The 1,661-nt window shown below is 54.4% G+C and carries 1 protein-coding gene; it reads right to left on the reverse strand.

Annotated elements, in window-relative coordinates:
* Positions 1–297 precede the first annotated feature (297 nt).
* Positions 298–624: a hypothetical protein gene (locus VB712_RS13985; protein WP_323255735.1), complete on the reverse strand. Its 327-nt coding sequence runs from the start codon at positions 622–624 to the stop codon at positions 298–300.
* Between the last annotated feature and the right edge of the window lie 1,037 nt (positions 625–1,661).

Consider the following 1,661-nt stretch of genomic DNA (forward strand, 5'->3'; position numbering starts at 1 on the left):
CGTGGCTGTCGTAGTCTGTCTCATGGCGTATCCTTGTGCCCGCGTCGGGCCGTTGAAGAGTCAAGTCATCAACAGGATACGCCGCCTTTCTGTGCCTCGACAGAACACAAATTTCGATAATACCTCGCCTGCTGAATCGCTATCGATGTGCTGATTGCGGAGCGAAACTGGATAATCCAACTCGTCGTCCAGGCGAACCTATTGAGTTCTTCTGTCTACACTGTGATGTGATCTGGGAGACCGGGTTTTCAGAGCCGCGCGATTGAGTGAGGTAGGGTGGGCCGACGCCAGGATGGGTCAAAGTAAATCATGCTCAGCGAGAGCGTCGCTCCAAATCATGTCCTTGCTCTCCCGGAAGTATCTCCGCAACACCTCCTCGACCTGAACGCTCTCAACCTCACTGCGAGCAATCGCATCCAAGAGCAAACGTGAATCGTTCGAACTCATCCTCGTGGCGGACTTCACGTGACAGCAGCCATAGCCATCGAATGAAATCCTGCGAATGGAAACTGTGCCGGTATCATCCGTGTCGAAGTCCGCGAATACACTGCCTCCCTGCAAAGACAGGCAAAAGCTGCATGGGCGGGTCGGCATCACCGGAAATGTCTCAATTGCGATGCTCATGGTGTGGTTGAGTCGCCTAGCTTGACTATACGATGACCACCGCATTGCCTATAGGCTGCAAAGTTGTCAGCCTAACACGCAGGCAATCAATTGCGGACGGGTGGCGGGGGGCAGATGGCCGCGAAAGGTCTTCCCACGTGAGTCCACTTCGACGGCCATCTGCCCCCGGAACGCATGACTCAGGCGAACGTGATTCGCAACTGGGGCCAGATTGTCGATGGCGTCTGCTCCGAATGCAATGCTTATCCTGGAAATCTGACCACAGCCACCCTACCGGGGGCTTCCGCTAACGCGGAGCGCCCCCGCCACCCTGTCGTTGATTCCGACTCGATATTCGTCGCCTCAAAGACCCGACAGGGTTTTTTGCACAGGTCGGTTTTAGTATGTACGAACAGACACGAAACAGTGGGATTCGTCTTTTTCGTCATGGATGACGATTTGTAGTCGGTAACGCTGGGATTTCCACTCGAACGCTCGGCAGCTATTCGAAATTGTGAACTCCTTATGCGCGCTATTGTCGATGCGTCCGCTTGCACGGAATCCCCAAACGGACACAGCTGTTCCGACGGCAAATTCCGTGCGTTGAAACTTTCCACCACTGAGACGTTCGTCTTGCTTACGAATGAAATCATCGGCCAAGCTGCGTGTCGTCGTAAATGTACAGATACAGAACGGGTCGGACGGGCGGCACTGTCAAATGGCATTGTATTTGGGTGCCACTGGCCTTAGCCAGTGTCAATGTGGATTCAATCGAAACATCCGGGTGGAGGGCCGTGGAGAAAAGGTAGCAACGGAGCCTGTTGTTTCACAGGTTCACACTGGTAATAACGGGCAGAGGACCAATTCCAGTCGATCGCTCTTTGGCACAGGCCACGTCGGACGGGGTTCAGGTGGATATACTCAATGGCCGCCATAATTGCTGATCGGGAATGAATGTTACGGTCGTAGCCAGCACCTTCCTGCCAGAATCGAAAGCAGAATTTCCCCGGCCGTTCTCTGACCACCAGTTGCTGCAACAGCCCCGACTGCCGGTCGTG

The sequence above is a fragment of the Spirulina sp. CCNP1310 genome (genome assembly GCF_034932185.1).
Taxonomy (GTDB): domain Bacteria; phylum Cyanobacteriota; class Cyanobacteriia; order Cyanobacteriales; family Spirulinaceae; genus Spirulina.

Excerpts from the sequence above, each read along its gene's own strand:
- VB712_RS13985 (WP_323255735.1), bottom strand. The coding sequence starts at position 624 with ATGAGCATCGCAATTGAGACATTTCCGGTGATGCCGACCCGCCCATGC.